The sequence below is a fragment of the Nonomuraea ceibae genome, assembly GCF_019396325.1.
In the GTDB taxonomy this organism is placed as follows: domain Bacteria; phylum Actinomycetota; class Actinomycetes; order Streptosporangiales; family Streptosporangiaceae; genus Nonomuraea; species Nonomuraea ceibae.
This window is the reverse complement of sequence record NZ_JAHKRO010000083.1, coordinates 26,032-43,277: the sequence shown is the minus strand read 5'-3', so window position 1 is coordinate 43,277 and position 17,246 is coordinate 26,032. Positions and strand designations below refer to the sequence as shown.

The window sequence follows — 17,246 nt, the reverse complement described above, 5'->3', positions numbered from 1 at the left end:
CGGCCGGCCGGTGCGCGGCCGGCCGGCGTACGCCTGCCGGGAGGGGCGGGCCGCCTCAACGGAGAGGCGGCCCGGCGGAACGAAGAGGCGGCCCGGCGGAACGGAGAGGCCGCGCGATGCTCAGCTGAGGCTGTCGAGCCAGGCGCGGTGCAGGCTCGCGAACCGGCCGGAGGCGGCCACGAGCTGGCCGGGCGCGCCGTCCTCGACGATCTCGCCCCGCTCCATGACCAGGACCCGGTCGGCGATCTCCACCGTCGACAGCCGGTGCGCGATGATCAGCGCCGTGCGGTCGGCCAGGATCGTGCGCAGCGCCCGCTGGACGAGCCGCTCGCTCGGCACGTCCAGGCTGGACGTCGCCTCGTCCAGGATCAGCACGGCCGGATCGGCCAGGAACGCCCGCGCGAACGCGACGAGCTGCCGCTGCCCGGCCGACATGCGCCCGCCGCGCTTGCCGACCTCGGTCTCGTACCCGTCGGGCAGCGCCGAGATGAACTCGTGCGCCCCGATCGCCATGGCGGCCTCGCGCGCCTCGCGGTCGGACGCGTCCGGCCTGCCGAACCTGATGTTCTCCATCACCGTGCCGCTGAACAGAAAGTTCTCCTGCGTCACCATGACCACGGCCCTGCGCAGCGTGGCCTCGTCCAGCGTGCGCAGGTCGACGCCGTCGAGCAGCACCCGCCCGGCCGTCGGGTCGTAGAAGCGGGAGATCAGCTTGGCCAGCGTGGTCTTGCCGGCCCCGGTCGAGCCGACCAGCGCCACGCTCTGCCCGGCGGGGATCGTCAGGTCGAGCCCCGGCAGGATCGGCATCTCCTCCACGTACGCGAACCGGACCCCCTCGAACCGCACCGCGCCCCGCGCCTCGGCCAGCGCGTGCGGCTCGCGCGGCTCGGGCACCGCGGGCTCCTCCTCCAGCACGCCGGACAGCTTCTCCAGCGCCGCGCTGGCCGACTGCAGCGTGTTGTAGAACTGGCTGATCTCCTGCATCGGCTCGTAGAAGCCGCGCAGGTAGAGCAGGAACGCGGTGAGCACGCCGACCGTCACCTCGCCGTGGAAGGCCAGGTAGCCGCCGTAGAACAGCACCACCGCCACGGTCACGTTGCCGATCAGCTTGATCCCCGGCATGAAGATCGCGATGAGCTTCATGGCCCGGACGTTGGCCTGCCGGTAGTCGTCGTTGAGCTGCTGGAAGATCTCCTGGTTGCGCGGCTCGCGGCGGAACGCCTGCACGGCGCGGATGCCGGTCATCGACTCCACGAAGTGCACGATGACCAGCGCTACCGTCTCGCGGGTGCGCCGGTAGACGAGCGCCGACTGCCGCCGGAACCAGCGCGTGAACAGCAGCAGCAGCGGCAGCGGCACCAGCGCCACCAGCCCGAGGTGCACGTCCAGGACCAGCAGCAGCGCCGCCGTGCCGAACATCGTCAGCACCGCCGTCACCAGCCCGTCGAAGCCCGACTGCAGCAGCTCGGCGATGGCCTCGATGTCGGAGGTGAGCCGGGAGATGACCCGCCCCGAGGTGTACTTCTCGTGGAAGCTCAGCGACAGCCGCTGGAAGTGGTCGAACACCCGGCGGCGCAGCTCCAGCAGGATGTCCTGGCCGATGCGGCCCGACAGCTTGAGGAACCACTGCCGGGTCACCGCCTGCGTGGCCGCCGCCGCCAGGATCACGCCGACGACGGTCAGCAGCGTGCCCGGCCCGGTGCCGCGCAGCATCGGCGGGATGCCAGCGTCGATGCCGACCTTCACCAGGTACGGGATCGCCAGCCCCGCCGCGTTCGAGACGACGATCACCGCGGTGAGCAGCGCGATCGCCTTGTGGTGGGGTTTCAGCAGGTCACCGAGGAGCTTGCGGGAGCGTGCCCGCAGCAGCCCGCTGACCTTGTCCGTCAGCTCGTCCTGGTCCTCCGAGGCGACCCCGCGCCAGGTCGTCGTCGCGGTCATCGCAGCGCTCCTTCGGACGGGTCGAGGTCGGCGTCCTGGGCCAGCAGCTCGCGGTAGGCCGGGACCTCGTTGAGCAGGTCCTGGTGACGGCCCACGTGCGTGATCGTGCCGCCGGACAGCAGCGCGACCTTGTCGGCCAGCAGCACCGTGGAGGCCCGGTGCGCGACCACGATGCCGGTCGCCTCGCGCAGCACCTCCCGCAGCGCCTCCTCCACCAGCGCCTCGGTCTCCACGTCGAGCGCGGACAGCGTGTCGTCCAGCACCAGGATGCGCGGCCTGCTCAGCACGGCCCGCGCCAGGGCCAGCCGCTGCCGCTGCCCGCCGGACAGCGACAGGCCCTGCTCGCCGATCCGCGTGTCGAGGCCCCACGGCAGGTCGTACACGAACATCGCCTGCGCGGTGCGGATCGCGGCGGCGAGCTCCTCCTCGGTGGCGTCGTGGCGGCCGAGCGTCAGGTTCTCGCGCACGCTCATCGAGAACAGCGTCGGCTCCTCGAACGCCGTGGCGACGATCGAGCGCAGCTCGGGCAGCGCCAGCTCGCGCACGTCGCGGCCGTCGATGGTGACCCGCCCGGCCGTGACGTCGAGCAGCCGCGGCACGAGCGCCGTCAGCGTCGTCTTGCCCGACCCGGTCGCGCCCACGATCGCGACGGTCTCGCCGGGCCGCACGTCCAGCCAGACGTCCCGCAGCACCGGCCGGTCCGCGCCGGGGAAGCGGAACTCCACGCCCTCCAGCCGCAGGTGGCCGCGCGGCCGTTCGATCGCCGCCTGCCCGCCCACGATGTCCGGGACGGTGTCCATGACCTCCAGCACGCGGTCGGCGGCGGTCATCGACTCCTGCGCCATCGCCAGGATGAAGCCGAGGCTCGCGATCGGCCACACGAGCTGCAGCACCAGCGTGGTGAACGCGAGCAGCGCGCCCAGCGTCAGCGCGCCCTGGCCGACCGCCAGCGCGCCCAGCAGCAGGACCAGCGCCAGCGTGAAGTTCGGGATCATCTCCAGGAACGTGAAGAACCGCGCCGACAGCCGCACCTTGCCCATCGAGGTGGCGTGCAGCTTGCGCGCGGACTCGTCGAACGTCTCGTACACGTGGTGGCGGCGGCCGAACGCCTTGATCGTCCGGACGCCGATCGCCGCCTCCTCGACGAACGTGGCCAGATCGCCCTGCTCGTCCTGCACCTGCCGGGAGATCTTGATGTAGCGCTTCTCGAACCGCAGCGACAGCAGCACGATCGGCACCGCCGAGCCGGCCACGAGCAGCCCCAGCGGCCAGTAGAGGTTGAGCAGCAGCACGGTCACGGTCACGAGCTGCAGGATGTTCATGACCAGGAACAGCATGCCGAAGCCGAGGAAGCGGCGGATCGTCGACAGGTCCGTGGTCACCCGTGACAGCAGCTGACCCGACTGCCACTCGCCGTGGAAGCTCATCGGCAGCCGCTGCAGGTGCGCGTACACGTCGTCGCGGATGCTCGTCTCCAGGCCGAGCACCGGCCCGGTCTGCGTCCACCGGCGCAGGAACGTGAGAAGCGCTTCGACGACGCCGAGCCCGAGCGCGATCAGCCCGAGCGTGAGCAGCGCGCCGGAGTCACCGGTGCGCACGGGTCCGTCGACGACCCGCTCGCCGACGAGGGGGAGCGTGATGCTGACGCCGATGCCGGCGATCGCGGTCAGCCAGATGAAGATCAGCTTGCCGACGTAGGGGCGGAGATAGTGCCTCATCCGCCAGAGGGAGATGGATTCGAGCAGGGGACGGCCAGGGGAGCTCGTATCTGGAGGCATTCCTCCAAGGCTAGTACGGCCGATCAACCCATTTTCGGGCGGTGAGGAGGTCGTGGCGGGCATGGCAGGGTGGCGTGGCAGGGTGGTTCCATGAACGAGACAGACCTTCGTCACCTGCGCCGATGCGCCGAGCTCGCCGCCGAGGCGCTGGCCGCCGGCGACGAGCCGTTCGGCTCCCTGCTCGTCTCGGCCGACGGCGTCGTCCTGCTGGAGGACCACAACCACGTGGTGGCCACCGGCGACCACACCCGCCACCCCGAGTTCGAGATCGCCCGCTGGGCGGCCGCCCACCTCACCCCCGCCGAACGCGCCGCCGCCACCGTCTACACCTCCGGCGAGCACTGCCCGATGTGCGCGGCCGCGCACGGCTGGGTGGGCCTGGGCCGGATCGTGTACGCGTCCTCGTCGGAGCAGCTCGGGCAGTGGCTCGCCGAGATGGGCGTCGCCGGGCCGCCGGTCCGGCCGCTCGGCATCCGGGAGGTCGTCCCGGACGCGGTGGTGGACGGCCCGGCCCCGGACCTGGCCGCCCAGATCCGCACCCTCCACCGCCGCTTCCACGGCCTGACTTGACCGGACAGTTTGCAGTAATCGGAGCGGGAAGTTCGAAATGTCCGGACGGGGAATGGGGGAGTGTCAATTATCCGCGAGCGCGCCGGATGATATCCGCGCGGTGAGGATACGGTTACGCGCCTGCCATCCTCGGTGAATTTCCTCTTTATGGTTAATGTCCTCATAGCGTAGAGACATGGAGTTGGTGGCGACGATCGCCGGTGTGATCGCTGCTCTGCTCGCGGTGCCCGCGGCGCTGATCGCGGTGCCGCCGATGGCGGGCCTGTGGCGGGACCGGCGCCGCAGGCGCGCCACCCTGGCCAGGGGAGTTTCCGGTCACCGCCCCACCGTGCGGGCCGACGCCCCCGACGTCCCGGGCGTGATCGGCTCGGTCGAGGCGCCCATCGGCCGCCTGCCGGGCTCCGTCCGCGGCCGCGAGGACCTGATGCGGCGGCTACGGCAGGCGGCCGCGGCGCCGGGCGCGCCGGTGCAGGTCCTCGGCGGCATGGGCGGCCTGGGCAAGACGACGATCGCGCTCAAGCTCGCCGAGGAGTTCCGCCAGCAGCAGCGGGTGGTCTGGTGGGTCGAGGCCACCAGCCGCGGCCAGGTGGAGACGCTGCTCCTGCAGGTGGCGCAGGACGACCTCGGGGTCCCGCCGGAGAACGTCCAGGACGCGCTGGCCGGCCGGCGCAACGCCGCCGACGTCTTCTGGGGCGCGGTCCGGCGCACCGGCAAGGTCGGCGGGTTCGCGCTGATCCTCGACAACGCCGACGACCCGCACGCCGTGCTGGCCCCGCCCGGAGGCGCCGCCGGCGAGGGCAACGGGTGGATCCGCACCAGCCGGATGTGCGTGACCGTGGTGACCTCCCGCGACCGTGACCCCCGGACGTGGGGGCCGCTGTGCGAGGTGCACGCGATCGAGCCGATCGACGAGGGGGCCGCGGCGCAGATGCTGCGCGACCTGGCCCCCGAAGCGCCCGACACGGACCGCGCCGCCGAGCTCGCCCGCAGGCTGCAGTGCCTGCCCCTGGCGCTGCACCTGGCCGGAACCCTCATCGCGTGGCCGCACAGCGCCTTCCGCACCTTCGCCGCCTACCAGCAGGCTCTCGAAGGGGACATGGTGGGCATCCTGGACCTGCGCCCCGACACCTCCCAGCCGCCGCCGGACCGGCAGGTGGTGGCCAGGACCTGGCAGCTGTCGTTGCGCACGCTCCGGGACCAGCAGGTGAAGGAGGCCTCCACCATCGCCCTGGTGATGGCCCAGCTCGCCGACGCGCACACCATCCCCTCCGGCCTGCTGCACCCGGGCCGGCTCGGCGCGCTCATCGGAGCCACCTCCAACCAGGTCGCCGTCGCGATCGAGGCCCTGGCCAGGGTCGGTCTCACCGACCCGACCTCCGACGGCGACATCCCCGGCTTCCGGCTGCACCCGCTGGTGGCCGAGACGCTGCGGGTGGCCAGGCCGCCGCGGCTGCGCATCCCGCCCCAGCGCAGCGATGTCCAGCAGCGGGCCTGGGCGATCGCCCTGCACCTGCTGCACGCCGAACTGGGCGAGCTCGACCCCGCGCAGCCGTACGACTGGCCGATGGGGGTCCTGCTGGAAGCCCATCTGCGCGCCCTCATCGGCCGCTGCCCCGGCAACCCTCCGCGCGACCTCCTGCGCGGGCTGGCCTCAAGCACGTCGACCGTCATCGACGTGCTGCGCGAGTACGGCTCCTATCCCGACGCCTCGCAGCTCGCCGACGAGGCCGTCCGCGTCACCGGGACGCTGTCGGCCCGTGACCCGGCCCTGCTCCAGCTCCGGCACAGCCTGGCCATCCTGCTGCACAAACGGGGCAGCTTCCGGCAGGCGGAGGACGAGCTGCGCAAGGTGCTGGCCGACCGGGAGCGGGTGCTCGGCCCCGACCATCCCGACACGCTGCTCACGCGGCACAACCTGGCCGCCAACCTGCACCGGCAGGGCAATCTCCGCGAGGCGGAGAAGTACTACCGCGAGGTCCTGGACGACCGCAGGCGCGTCCTCGGCGCCGACCATCCGGACACGCTGCTCACCGGGCACCACCTCGGCCGGGCGCTGCAGTCGCGCGAGGAGTTCCGCAAGGCGGCGGAGTCGTATCGGGACACGCTGGACAACCAGCGGCGCGTCCTCGGCCCGGACCACCCGCAGACCCTGAACACGCGGCACAACCTGGCCACCGTCCTGGCCGACCTGGAGCTGTACCAGGAGGCGGAGACGGACCTGCGGCAGGTGCTGGCCGATCGTAAGCGGGTCCTCGGCGAGGAGCACCCCGACACGCTGCTCACCCTGTACGACCTCGCCACCACCCTGCACAAGAGGGGCCGGTTCGAGGACGCGAAGGAGGCGTACGAGCGGGTGCTGGCCCACCGGGAACGGGTGCTGGGCGCCGACCACCCCGACACCTCGCTCGCCCGGCACGGCCTGGCCCTCGTGCTCATCGATTTCATGGAATTCCGCGACGATCCACCGTGATTAATGGCCGCGCTTTTATGGGCGTTAAGGCTGGTCTCCTCAATCGGCCGGGACTCGGCTAGCATTGCGGATTACACAAGTTCCCGGGGCAGGCACGGGGTGTTGCGCGGTGACATTCCAAGAACCAGCACGAGAGTGGCCCGCCACCCTCGATGTGCCCCAAATGCTGCAGGACGGCTGGGAGCCCCGGCCCTTCCGGCAATTTCTCCTGAAAGTGCACAGCCGGTGCAATCTGGCGTGCGACTACTGCTACGTCTACACCCTGGCCGACCAGAGCTGGCGATCACGCCCCAAGATCATGGCGCCCGAGCTCATCACCACCGCCGCCGCCCGCATCACCGAGCACGCCGAACGCCACCAGGTCGACTCCGTCCGGCTCATCCTGCACGGCGGCGAGCCGCTCCTGGTCGGCCACGCCTACCTGCGCGACGCCGTGGAGACCATCAGAGCCCACGCCGGTCCTGGCCTGCGCGTCGACGCGGCGGTGCAGACCAACGGCGTCCTCCTCGACGACGACGCGCTGCGCTGCTTCGCCGACCTCGACGTCAAGGTCGGCGTGAGCCTCGACGGCAGCCCGCGCGGCAACGACCGCAACCGCCGCTTCTCCGACGGCCGCGGCAGCTACGAGCCGGTCGCCAAGGCGCTCCGCCTGCTGACGAGCCCGCCCTTCGAGCACCTCTACAGCGGCCTGCTGTGCACGGTCGACCTGGCCAACCACCCCGTCGAGACCTACGAGGCGCTCCTGGAGTTCAGGCCGCCGATGATCGACTTCCTGCTGCCGCACGGCACCTGGGAGTCACCGCCGCCCGGCCGCTCTCCCGACCCCAAGAAGACGCCCTACGGTGACTGGCTCGTCGCCGTCTTCGACCGCTGGTACGGCTCCAGCGGCGAGACCGTCGTCCGCCTCTTCGAGGAGATCATCCACATGCTCCTGGGCGGCAAGTCCGCCAGCGAATCGGTGGGCCTGACCCCGACGAGCCTCGTGGTGATCGAGACCGACGGCACGATCGAGCAGACCGACGCGCTCAAGGTGGTGCAGCACGGCGCGCCCGCCACCGGCCTCAACATCGTCGACCATCCCTTCGACCTGGCCCTGGAGCATCCCGGCATGGTCGCCAGGCAACTCGGCTGGGAGGCGCTGAGCGACACCTGCAAATCGTGCCGGTTCGGCAGGGTGTGCGGCGCCGGCCTCTACCCGCACCGCTACCGGCCGGGCACCGGGTTCCGCAATCCCTCGGTCTACTGCTACGACCTCTACCGGCTGATCGGGCACATCCACTCGCGTCTCGTCAGAGACCTGCGGCGATCCTCCACGTGAAGGGAACTCCATGGAACCACGCTCCCACCGCTTGCCCGGCGAGGTGCTGTCCCGGCTGGCGGCCGGCGGGGGCGGGGCCGCGGCCATGCGCCACCTCGTCGCGGCCGAGCGCAGCAAGCACCGCCTGCTGGTGCTCGGCGTCGCGCGGCTGGCCGGGGCGAAGGAGGTGGAGCACGCGTACGACGTGCTCGCGGGCATCGAGAAGAAGCGCCCGGACGCGGTCGACGCCGTGCTCGGCCACCCCGCCGTCGGCGGCTGGGCCGCGCACACCGTACAAGCCCTGACCCGTGGGGACGGGGCACCGCCGGACGATCCCGCGTCCGGCCCGTACGGCGGGGCCGCGCAGCTCGGAGCGGTGGCCGCGGCGGCGGCCGTGCGGGCCGGGGTCGCGTGCCGGACGGAGGCGCCCGCGCCGCGGGGCCGGGTCACATTGCCCTCCCTCGGACAGCTCGTCCTCCCCGGCGCCGCCGACCTGGTCGAGCTGCGCGTGCACGCCGACGGCGTGGTCGAGGCCGGCGGGAGGCGCGTCCTGGCCGGAGAACGGGAGCAGCCCGGCTGGGAGCCGCTGGCCCGGATCCGGACCGGCGACGAGGGACTCAGCCTGCTCGTCGACGACCTCGACCCGCACCGGTGGACCAGCGAGACGGTCGTCGACGGCCGCCTGCCCGCAGCCGAGCTCCGTGCCTGGCAGGCGTGCCTGGACGCGTCATGGCGGATGCTCCTGCGGCACCACTGGACCATCGCCCAGGAGCTGGGCGCGATCATCACCGTGCTCACCCCGATCCGGCCCCCGGCCCAGGGCATGAACAGCGCCTCGGCGGCCGGCCGGTTCGGCGCGATCGCGATGTCCACCCCGCCCGACGGCCGCTGGCTGGCCTCCACCTTCGCCCACGAGGTGCAGCATGCCAAGCTCGGCGCCGTCCTGGACGTCATGGACCTGCTGGAACCGGACGACGGCCGCCGCTACTACGCCCCCTGGCGGCCCGACCCGCGCCCGCTGTCCGGCCTGATCCAGGGCGCGTACGCGTATCTGGGCGTGGCGGGGTTCTGGCGGCGGCAGCGGGCACACGAGACCGACCTGCGCCCGCACATCGAGTTCGGCCGGTGGCGCGAGTCGGCGCACGAGGTGACGGGGACCCTGCTCGACAGCGGACGGCTCAACGCGGCCGGCAAGCAGTTCGTCACCGCCATGCGCACCACTCTGTCGGCCTGGCTCACCGAGCCGGTGCCCGCCGAGGCCCTGGCCGCGGCCAGGGCGGAGGCCGGCGGGCACCGCGAGGCCTGGATCGCCAGGAACGGGCGCATCACAGCGTGAGCGGGTCGAAGTCCCAGTTGAAGCGCTCACCGGTCGTGGCGTGGAGCCGTTCGGGATGGTCCTTCGGGAACTCCCTGTAGCGCGCCAGGGTGGTCTCGTACAGGTCTTCGGCCTCGGCGACGCTGCCCGAGGCGCGCAGGTCCATGGCCAGGTTGACGGCCGCCGAGAGCGTCAGCGGATGCCGGTCGCCGAAGAAGTCGTGCACCTGCTGGTAGGTCCGCCTGCCCAGCTCGCGCGCCCCGGCGACGTCGCCGAGGGCGGCCAGGTCACTGGCCAGGTTGACGGAGCCCGCGAACGTGTAGCGGTGGCGCTCGCCGAGCACCTCCCGCAGCCCGTCGCGCGCCTCGCGGTCGAGCTCGCCGGCCCGTCGGACGTCGCCGCGCAGACGGTAGAGCAGGGCCAGGTTGATCTGGCAGCCGTAGGTGAAGGGGTGCTGCGGGCCGAAGACCTCCTGGTAGCGGGGGAGCACCGTCCGGGCCAGCGCCATCGCCTCCTCCTCGCGCCCGCTCTGGCGCAGCGTGTTGCTCAGGGCGACCATCGCGGCCATCGTCTCGGGATGCTGGGAGCCGAAGAGCTTGACCAGCCGCGCGTGCGTCTCCTCGATCAGCTCCAGCGCCCCGGCGACGTCGCCGATCCGCCGGCGGGCGATGGACAGGTCACGGGCCGTCATGAGCGTGAGCTGGTGCTCGACCTGCAGCTCGCGGCAGCCGTGTGCGTAGGCCTCCTCGCCGAAGTCGCACGCCTGCGCGTGGTCGCCGCAGGCCCGCACCACCCGGGCCAGGCCGTTCCAGTACATCTGCACGTCCCACTTGCTCACGTCCGCGCGCGTGCTCGACAGCTCCAGGAAGGCCAGCTGCTGGAGCCTGCGGGCGGTCTCGTACTCGCTGAGCAGGGCGTGGTCGAGCGCGAGATTGTTGATCACGCGCAGGGTGGCCGGATCGGTGGCGCCGAACACCCTCTCGTAGGCGTCCAGCGTGGCGGTGTCCTGCTGGAACGCCTCACGGAACTTGCCCTGCGCGCGCAGGTTGGCGCCGAAGGTGAGGGCGACGCCGAGCGTCTCCGGATGCTCCGGGCCGAACTCCTCCCGCATCAGCTCGAGCGTCTCCTCGTTCAGTCTGCGGGACTCGTCGTAGCGGCCGATCTGCCACAGCACGTTGCCCAGCTGCCTGCGGATGCGCAGCACGTTGTGGTCTCGCGGGCCGCCCCGCCGCGACCAGCTTTCGAGGAACTCCTCGGCGAACGCCTGCGCCGAGTTGTAGCTGGCCACCCGGTAGAGGTAGCGGACGATGTTGATCGCGAAGTCCTGCACGGCCTCGTGCGTGCTCGTGGCGATGCCGACCGGCCTCAGGTGCGGCACCAGGTCGTAGAAGGCCGGCCACTGCGTGGTGTCCTCGGGGTTCGTCGGCGCCCCGCCGGCCAGCAGCTGGTGCACCTCGTGCCGGATGGCCTCGCGCTCGTCCTCGGCGAGCGAGTCGCGCAGGAGCGCCTGGACGAGCCGGTGGACCTGGACGGTGCCGGCCTCCTGCTCGATCTTCACCAGGGCGAAGCGGTTGAGCTCGGCCAGAGCTTGGCTGAGCATGAGCGGGTTGGCCAGGATGGGGCCCATCCGCGGGGTGCCGGTCTTGTTGGCCCGCCGGAAGATGTCGCGCGGGATCGGATCGGGGCCGAAGAAGGCCAGGCAGCGCAGCACCTCGGCCGCCTCGGGCAGCCGGGCCTCGATCTCCTGGACCGACAGCTGCCAGGCCGCGGTCATGGAGAGCGGATACTCGGTGGACTTGCCGAGCCCGAGCACGGCCCGGGTCTGGCGGGCGAGCTGCTCGATGTACTCGTCGGTGGTCATGCCGGTCATGACCTGCAGGGCCGCCGCCTGCTCCAGCGCCAGCGGAAGGTCGCCCAGCTCGGTGGCCAGGTGCTCGGCCTCGTCCTGCTCGATGGCGCGCTGGAGGCGCTTGCGCAGGAAGTCGACGCTCTCGCCCTTGGTGAAGACGTCGACGGGCACCGTCTCGGCGACCCCGCTCCAGCGGCTGTTGCGCGAGGTGATCAGCACGTGGCCGGGCCCGCCCTCGGGGATCAGGTCCCTGATGCCCTCGGGGTCGTCGGCGTTGTCGAAGATCAGGAGCCACTTGTCGACCGGGTCGCCGCGCTGGAGGGCGTCGCGCACGGACGCGGCGGCCTCGTCGATGCCGACGCTGCTGGGGGAGCGCAGCTTGAGATCGTCGGTGAGCGCCGCCAGCGTGCTGGGGACCAGCATCGGCTGGTCGGCCGGCACCCACCACACGAGGTCGTAGTGGCCGCGGTAGCGCCAGGCGTACTCGATGGCGAGCTGGGTCTTGCCCACGCCGCCGAGCCCTTGCAGGGCCTGGGGGAGCGGGACGACGGCGGCCTTGGTGGAGGTGGTGATGCTCTCCCGCAACTGGGCGAGCAGGCTTTCGCGCCCGGTGAAATTCTTGTTGCGACCCGGGATCTTCTTGCCCCAGATTGCGGGCATCCGTGCCGGTTCCGGCGTGCTGACCTGCTCGTCCACGGCGCCTCAGCCCCTCTCGTCTTCCCCTTATTTTCGCTCCTGAGATTGATTCTGGCGAGAAGCGGTCACAGAATCACATAGAGGAAACCAGGGGTGCGCTCAGGGTGCAATTCACCGCATTTGCGGGCGGCCGTAACCAGGCTCAGGGAGGGCCGTATGGAGGATGCGAACGGGTCCGGGCTCATCGATGTCAGCGACATCGACCTGGAAGATCTCAAGAGCTTGGCGATACCCGCCCTGGACCGGGCGTGGCGCAGGTGCGCGGGCCAGGAAGGCGGGACGGTGGCCGGCTTCTCGTCGGCGCTGTGAACATCAGGACCGACCGGCGTGGCGTGAGACGGTCCCGCGGCGACCGCGCACCATGACGAGATGACGGCCACGTACGTTCCGCGGTGAGCGTACGTGGGCGTGCGCCTGTTCCGCCCAGCTGGCGATGCCGGGCGCACGGATGTGCGATGACATCGCATTTGCTCGAAATCGGGCTTTATCGGATTAAATCCGGAGTCGCGTGAATTGCCGTCCTATCCTGTGGGCTGGCGTATACCCTCTATGATGCGACAGGCGCGGCATTGTTGCCTGCCGAAAAGGTCTCTCGTTTGACGTGATTTGACCGAGTATGAGCGCATTGTCGCTGTGTGGCGTGTTGTCTTGCTGATCTCCGGAGAATGTGTCGCGACTGATGTCATACGCCTCAGAGATGCTCTAATCTCCCGTCGTGTCGTTCTCCTCAGTGTGGAGAGCCGGGCATCGATCGCGACATTTCCATTCAAGGAAGCTGGGCGGAAGCGTGCTTAAGTTTGTTCACATCATGCCGTTTTTGGCAGATTCGCCTGGATTTAAGGGTGTTTTATGGGCGTCGGGCAGCTCTCTCCTCAGCACGCGCACGCTGAACGTCACCTATCCGCTGCTGGCCGTCGCGCTGACCGACTCCCCGGCGTGGATCGGGTGGGTCATGTTCGCCTCGACGGTGCCCGGGCTGCTCTGCTACATCCCGGCGGGCGCGCTCGTCGACCGGCTGGGCGCCCGCAGGGTGCTGGCGTGGAGTGAGACGGCCCGCGCCATCCTCATCGGCTGCCTGTGCGTCGCCATGGCCTCCGGCGTGCTCGGACTGTGGCATCTCGTGGTCGTCGCCCTGGTCGAAGGCGTGCTGTGCGTCATCTCCAATGTGGCCGAGACGACGCTGGTCCCCACCACGGTGAGCTTGGACCGGGTGGACACCGCGCTGTCCACGCACGAGGCCATGACGCATGCCACCGTTCTGCTGGGGCGGCCGCTCGGCGGACTGCTGCACGGCATCGGCGTCCTGGTGCCCTTCCTGGCGAACGCCGCCATGTTCGCCGTGGCCGCGATCATGCTCCATCGGCTGCCCGACCGGCACCATGAGCGCACGCGGAAGTCCCCGGCGCAGCTCGGCGCCGGGCTGGCCGAGCTCTGGCGGAACCGGTTCCTGAGGTCGGCGACCCTCGTGACCGCCTGCACGAACCTCATGGTCCAGTGCCTGATCGTGGTGCTCCTGATCACCGCGTCGAGAGAGCGCCTTCCTCCGCTGTACGTCGGCGCGGTCCTCGCCTGCCCGGGGCTCGGCGGCATCGTCGGCGCGTTCATGGCGCCGAGGCGGCACGCCATCTCGCAGTGCATCGGCGCGTGGACGGGCGAGGGCCGCATGTCGCGGCTGTTCGCCCGGGCCGGGCTGCTGGGGGACGGCCGGTCCACGATGCTGCTGCTCGTCTGGGCGTGCGCGGCCGGGGTCCTGCTCACCCTCGTGTTCCGGCAGAGCTTCCTCTCCTTCGCCGGAGCGCTGGTCGTCGTCGGACTGGCGGGCGGGCTCAGCAACGTCACCGTGCGGACCGCGCTCAGCCGGGAGCCCGCCCGCGTGACCGCCGCCTCCCGGCTGGGCAGCTACGGCGCCGTCGTGCTCGGGCCGGTCCTGGGCAGCCTTCTCCTCATGCACGTCGAGCCGGCCGTCGTCCTGGCGATCCTCGCCGGCGGCATGCTCACCCTCGCCGGCCTGTTCACGGTGGTGCCCACGTTCAGGAGAAGCCTTTCCCCCCGGGAGGCCGGGCGCTGAACGACGCCCCGGCCCACGGGCGTATCCCTTCGCTCAGTCGTGAGAGCCGAGGGTGATGGTGTCGGCGACCTCGGCGTGGCGTTCGGCCTCCTCCTCGGCGAAGCGGGCCGCGTCCAGCTTCTCGGCGATCTCCTCGTCCTGCCGCATCAGCGCCTCCAGCGACTGGCCGGCCATCTCCAGCACGCCCATGTCCGCGTACGCCTGCTGCAGCCGGGGGCTCCACAGGCCGATGTCCTTGACGCACGGCACGATGCGGCTGAACAGCAGTGAGCGGAACAGCCGCAGGTACTCCGACTCGTCGACCGCCCGCATGGCCTCGTCCACCTCGGCCTTCGTCAGGCCGAGGTTCTCCCACGTCTCGCGTCCGCGCAGCCGGTCGCGCATGAGGTAGCAGCCCTCGATGACGAAGTCCTCGCGCTCGCGCAGCTCCGGCTCCGAGAGCTGGCGGTAGTAGTCGCGCAGCGCCATCCGGCCGAAGGCGACGTGCCGGGCCTCGTCCTGCATGACGTAGGCGAGGATCTGCTTGGGCAGCGGCTTGGTGGTGATGTCGCGCATGACGCCGAACGCCGCCAGCGCCAGGCCCTCGATGAGCACCTGCATGCCCAGGTACGGCATGTCCCAGCGGGAGTCGGTCAGCGTGCTGTCGAGCAGCTCCTTGAGGTGTTCGTTGATCGGGTAGGCGAGGCCGACCTTCTCCTGGAGGAAGCGGGCGTAGGTCTCGGCGTGGCGGGCCTCGTCCATCGTCTGGGTGGCGGCGTAGAACTTGGAGTCGAGGTCGGGCACCGATTCGACGATCCGCGCCGAGCAGATCATCGCGCCCTGCTCACCGTGCAGGAACTGGGAGAACTGCCAGGCGGCGCCGTGCAGCCTGACCTCCTGCCGCTGGCGTTCGTCCATCCGGTCCCACAGCGGGGTGCCGTGGATGGCGATGGTGTGGTCGGGGATGCCGAGCACGTCGTACGGGTCCACTTCCAGGCCCCAGTCGATGCGCTTGACGGAGTCCCACTGCTTGTCCTTGCCCTTCTGGTAGAGGGCCAGCATCCTGTCCCGGCCGTCGTCGTACTCCCAGGTGAACTTGCTGGTTCCGGCCATGTCCACGTTCCACGTGGAGAGCCCGGCGGGGATGGTGTAGAGATCGTGGGTCGACATGGGGACCTCCGGGGGGCCACGTACACCGTACGTCCGTAATCGGAGCTTGCACGTACGGTGTACGTACGTCAATAGAATGAGCTATGAGCACCGAGCCCCTGTCGAGGGCGCGCATCGTGGCCGCGGCCATCGAGCTGATCGAGCGGGAGGGCGCCGACGCGGTCTCCATGCGGCGCATCGCGGCCGAGCTGGGCGTCGGCGTGATGTCCCTCTACAACCACGTGCCCAACAAGGACGCGCTGCTCAGCGGCGTGGCCGAGGCCGTGCTGAGCGAGATCGAGTTCACCGACGACCCGGGCGCCGACTGGACCGACCGGGTGCGCGTGCAGGCCCGCGCCTTCCGGCAGATCGCCCACCACTATCCCCGCTGCACGATGCTCGTCGTCAGCCGGCAGGTCCACTCGCCGGCCGGGATGCTGCCGGTGGAGCGGGCGCTGGCGACGCTGCGCAGCGCGGGGTTCGACGGGGCCGACGCGGTGCGGGTGCTGCGGGTGTTCATCGCGTTCGTCGTCGGGTCGCTGCTGCGGGAGGTCGGGGTGACGCCCGCGTTCGCGCCGCCGCGTGAGGACGCGGCCGATCCCGGCGTGGTCGACCCGGCGCTGTTCCCCGAGGTGCACGCGCTGTCGGCGCTGCTGGACGGCTGCGACCACGAGGGCGACTTCGAGTTCGGCGTCGAGCTGATGATCCGGGCGATCGCCGTGCACCCGGCACGGCGGGAGGGCACCCGCACAGCCGCGGATGCCCTCGGGAAAGCCGACGTCGACACCTGACGTCAATACCAGTTGTGCGACCGGAAGTGCCCCCAGGCGCCGCACGGCTTGCCGTACCTCCCCTTGATGTAGGCCAGGCCCCACCGGATCTGCGTCTCCGGATTGTGACGCCAGTCCCTGCCCGCTCCCCGCATCTTTCCTCCGGGGAGCGCCTGCGGGATGCCGTAGGCGCCTGACGATCTGTTGTATGCGCGGTGGTTCCAGTTGCTCTCCCTGGTCCACAGGTTGTCCAGGCAGTGGAACTCGCGCAGCGGCCACGACCGCTGCACCACCTGGTTCAGGGCGAAACCCTTGCTCCTGCTCTTCGCGTTCCCGGCGACGACCTTCGGCTCGGCGGAGGTCCGCCAGACCCCGGTCCTGACGACCGGGGCGTCCCCGGTCTCGGCCCAGGCGACCGTCGGCGTACCGCTGAACGCGGTGAGGCCGGCGACGGCGGCGAGAGTGATCTGTAGCGTGCGCTTGCTGTCCAATTCAGTCCTCGCGGTCGGGTCGCGTGCGGACGGGCGCTCTCGCTTCCCCGGCGCCCCTGCAGGTCCGCGTCCGTGGCTCGCACGCGGAGGGTCCGCGCGGCCCTCCGGGATCCTTGGTTCCGTCCGATCACGCTGGACGGCCCGGAGGGCGCCACGACATGTCCTCTTAGCCGGTTGTAGTACGCGGCCCGACCGGGCTCCGGGACCTGGGACACGCCCCGGACAGGTGTTTGCCGGACGGTGGCCGACAATCGGCGCTCCCGTTGGGCCGGGTTGGCGCGGCCCGGGGCGCGGATGGCCCGCCCTTGCCGCGAAACGGGCGCGCACCTGGGGTTTGAACCGCTCTCGAAGGTGGGATGGCGAGTAGGGTCGGGCGCATGAGTGTTCGAGAGATCCCGGTCCGCACCCTGGCGGACGTGCCCACCACCCTTGCGGACCTGGCGGGCGACGCCGCCCTCCTCATCGTGAACGTGGCCTCCCGCTGCGGGCTGACCCCGCAGTACGCCGGCCTCGTCGAGCTGCACAAGCAGTACGGGCCGCGCGGGTTCAGCGTGGTCGGCGTGCCGTGCAACCAGTTCATGGGGCAGGAGCCGGGCAGCGCCGAGGAGATCCAGGAGTTCTGCTCGGCCACCTACGGCGTCGACTTCCCGCTGCTGGAGAAGGCCGAGGTCAACGGCCCCGGCAGGCACCCGCTGTACGAGAGCCTGACGGGCGTCCCGGACGCCGACGGCGAGGCCGGCGACGTGCAGTGGAACTTCGAGAAGTTCCTCGTGGCCCGCGACGGCACGGTGGCGGCGCGTTTCCGTCCCGGCACCGCGCCGGACGACCCGGCGATCGCCGCGGCCATCGAGAAGGTGCTGTAGGGCCGCGGGA

General features: G+C 71.0%; 13 protein-coding genes. 8 read left to right on the top strand and 5 right to left on the bottom strand.

Annotated elements, in window-relative coordinates; genetic code table 11:
- Positions 1 to 120: 120 nt before the first annotated feature.
- Together KME80_RS35685 and KME80_RS35680 are read right to left on the bottom strand one after the other, a co-directional pair.
- Positions 121 to 1,941, bottom strand: coding sequence for an ABC transporter ATP-binding protein (locus KME80_RS35685; protein ID WP_219511381.1), 1,821 nt, complete (start codon positions 1,939 to 1,941; stop codon positions 121 to 123).
- Positions 1,938 to 3,659 carry an ABC transporter ATP-binding protein gene (locus KME80_RS35680; protein WP_219511378.1) on the bottom strand — a complete coding sequence of 574 codons (1,722 nt, stop codon included), beginning with the start codon at positions 3,657 to 3,659 and terminating at the stop codon, positions 1,938 to 1,940. The genes KME80_RS35685 and KME80_RS35680 overlap by 4 nt, the downstream gene beginning before the upstream one ends.
- A 150-nt stretch (positions 3,660 to 3,809) precedes the next feature.
- On the opposite strand from KME80_RS35680, the gene KME80_RS35675 reads away from it, so the two are divergent.
- From KME80_RS35675 to KME80_RS35660, 4 genes are all read left to right on the top strand, one after another.
- Positions 3,810 to 4,289 (top strand): nucleoside deaminase, encoded by a 480-nt coding sequence (locus tag KME80_RS35675; RefSeq protein WP_219511375.1) that lies wholly within the window; start codon positions 3,810 to 3,812, stop codon positions 4,287 to 4,289.
- Between the two features lie 175 nt (positions 4,290 to 4,464).
- Complete coding sequence (locus tag KME80_RS35670; protein ID WP_219511373.1) at positions 4,465 to 6,759, top strand: tetratricopeptide repeat protein; 2,295 nt, start codon at positions 4,465 to 4,467, stop codon at positions 6,757 to 6,759.
- Positions 6,760 to 6,922: 163 nt separating this feature from the next.
- Positions 6,923 to 8,077: an FxsB family cyclophane-forming radical SAM/SPASM peptide maturase gene (locus tag KME80_RS35665; protein ID WP_219511371.1), complete on the top strand. Its 1,155-nt coding sequence runs from the start codon at positions 6,923 to 6,925 to the stop codon at positions 8,075 to 8,077.
- A gap of 10 nt (positions 8,078 to 8,087) precedes the next feature.
- Entirely contained in the window at positions 8,088 to 9,392 is a 1,305-nt protein-coding gene (locus KME80_RS35660; protein WP_219511370.1) for an HEXXH motif domain-containing protein, read from the top strand.
- Here KME80_RS35660 and fxsT read toward each other — a convergent pair.
- Positions 9,382 to 11,880: an FxSxx-COOH system tetratricopeptide repeat protein gene (gene fxsT, locus KME80_RS35655; protein WP_219511368.1), complete on the bottom strand. Its 2,499-nt coding sequence runs from the start codon at positions 11,878 to 11,880 to the stop codon at positions 9,382 to 9,384. The two genes, KME80_RS35660 and fxsT, sit on opposite strands and share 11 nt — an antisense overlap.
- A 192-nt stretch (positions 11,881 to 12,072) precedes the next feature.
- Between fxsT and KME80_RS35650 the strand changes: the two genes are divergently transcribed.
- Positions 12,073 to 12,225, top strand: a complete 153-nt coding sequence (locus KME80_RS35650; protein ID WP_219511366.1) for an FxSxx-COOH-like cyclophane-containing RiPP peptide — start codon at positions 12,073 to 12,075, stop codon at positions 12,223 to 12,225.
- Positions 12,226 to 12,733: 508 nt separating this feature from the next.
- Positions 12,734 to 13,984 carry an MFS transporter gene (locus tag KME80_RS35645; RefSeq protein WP_219511364.1) on the top strand — a complete coding sequence of 417 codons (1,251 nt, stop codon included), beginning with the start codon at positions 12,734 to 12,736 and terminating at the stop codon, positions 13,982 to 13,984.
- Between the two features lie 33 nt (positions 13,985 to 14,017).
- On the opposite strand, the gene KME80_RS35640 is transcribed toward KME80_RS35645, so the two are convergent.
- Positions 14,018 to 15,133: a ferritin-like domain-containing protein gene (locus KME80_RS35640; protein ID WP_219511361.1), complete on the bottom strand. Its 1,116-nt coding sequence runs from the start codon at positions 15,131 to 15,133 to the stop codon at positions 14,018 to 14,020.
- Positions 15,134 to 15,216: 83 nt separating this feature from the next.
- On the opposite strand from KME80_RS35640, the gene KME80_RS35635 reads away from it, so the two are divergent.
- On the top strand, positions 15,217 to 15,903 hold the full coding sequence (locus tag KME80_RS35635; protein WP_219511359.1) for a TetR/AcrR family transcriptional regulator: 687 nt from the start codon (positions 15,217 to 15,219) through the stop codon (positions 15,901 to 15,903).
- Between the two features lie 2 nt (positions 15,904 to 15,905).
- Here the strand turns inward: KME80_RS35635 and KME80_RS52965 are convergent, their stop codons facing one another.
- Positions 15,906 to 16,373: an aggregation-promoting factor C-terminal-like domain-containing protein gene (locus KME80_RS52965; RefSeq protein ID WP_219511356.1), complete on the bottom strand. Its 468-nt coding sequence runs from the start codon at positions 16,371 to 16,373 to the stop codon at positions 15,906 to 15,908.
- 377 nt (positions 16,374 to 16,750) lie between these two features.
- Here KME80_RS52965 and KME80_RS35625 point away from each other — a divergent pair, with 377 nt between their 5' ends.
- Entirely contained in the window at positions 16,751 to 17,236 is a 486-nt protein-coding gene (locus KME80_RS35625; RefSeq protein WP_219511354.1) for a glutathione peroxidase, read from the top strand.
- The last annotated feature ends 10 nt before the right edge of the window (positions 17,237 to 17,246 follow it).

Excerpts from the sequence above, each read along its gene's own strand:
- KME80_RS35675 (WP_219511375.1), top strand. The coding sequence starts at position 3,810 with ATGAACGAGACAGACCTTCGTCACCTGCGCCGATGCGCCGAGCTCGCC.
- KME80_RS35635 (WP_219511359.1), top strand. The coding sequence starts at position 15,217 with ATGAGCACCGAGCCCCTGTCGAGGGCGCGCATCGTGGCCGCGGCCATC.
- KME80_RS35670 (WP_219511373.1), top strand. The coding sequence starts at position 4,465 with ATGGAGTTGGTGGCGACGATCGCCGGTGTGATCGCTGCTCTGCTCGCG.
- fxsT (WP_219511368.1), bottom strand. The coding sequence starts at position 11,880 with ATGCCCGCAATCTGGGGCAAGAAGATCCCGGGTCGCAACAAGAATTTC.
- KME80_RS35665 (WP_219511371.1), top strand. The coding sequence starts at position 6,923 with ATGCTGCAGGACGGCTGGGAGCCCCGGCCCTTCCGGCAATTTCTCCTG.
- KME80_RS35640 (WP_219511361.1), bottom strand. The coding sequence starts at position 15,133 with ATGTCGACCCACGATCTCTACACCATCCCCGCCGGGCTCTCCACGTGG.
- KME80_RS35685 (WP_219511381.1), bottom strand. The coding sequence starts at position 1,941 with ATGACCGCGACGACGACCTGGCGCGGGGTCGCCTCGGAGGACCAGGAC.
- KME80_RS35680 (WP_219511378.1), bottom strand. The coding sequence starts at position 3,659 with ATGAGGCACTATCTCCGCCCCTACGTCGGCAAGCTGATCTTCATCTGG.
- KME80_RS35650 (WP_219511366.1), top strand. The coding sequence starts at position 12,073 with ATGGAGGATGCGAACGGGTCCGGGCTCATCGATGTCAGCGACATCGAC.
- KME80_RS35625 (WP_219511354.1), top strand. The coding sequence starts at position 16,751 with ATGAGTGTTCGAGAGATCCCGGTCCGCACCCTGGCGGACGTGCCCACC.
- KME80_RS35660 (WP_219511370.1), top strand. The coding sequence starts at position 8,088 with ATGGAACCACGCTCCCACCGCTTGCCCGGCGAGGTGCTGTCCCGGCTG.